Annotated in this window: 1 protein-coding gene; it reads right to left on the bottom strand. The window is 37.0% G+C overall.

Going from position 1 to position 265, the window contains the following annotated elements:
- Nucleotides 1-26: 26 nt before the first annotated feature.
- Nucleotides 27-265, bottom strand: a 239-nt coding sequence (locus FQ668_RS28855) for a hypothetical protein (RefSeq protein ID WP_218570907.1), incomplete at its 5' end; no start/stop codon positions are given.

Genomic DNA, 265 nt, shown 5'->3' with positions numbered 1-265 from the left:
GATCAGATATCACTGGTACACCCTGGTTAATCTTCTTTTCCCGCGGAATAGAATATAATAAACTTTATGATACTCCTCATATCCGATGGAACAGGATATTTCGTCTCGCCAGATAGCAATCTATATCCATATCCCCTTTTGTCTAACTCCTTGCGGATATTGCACCTTTTTCCGTATCCCCTACTCAAAATCTTCACTGGAAATATATCTGCAATATCTCCATAAAGAAATAGACCTTTTTTTACAATATCATCCCGATTTAACT

This window comes from Pseudomonas sp. Kh14 (genome assembly GCF_900291005.1).
Lineage (GTDB): Bacteria > Pseudomonadota > Gammaproteobacteria > Pseudomonadales > Pseudomonadaceae > Aquipseudomonas > Aquipseudomonas alloputida.
Note: the sequence above shows the minus strand (reverse complement) of the source record. Positions and strands in the feature narration are given on the sequence as shown.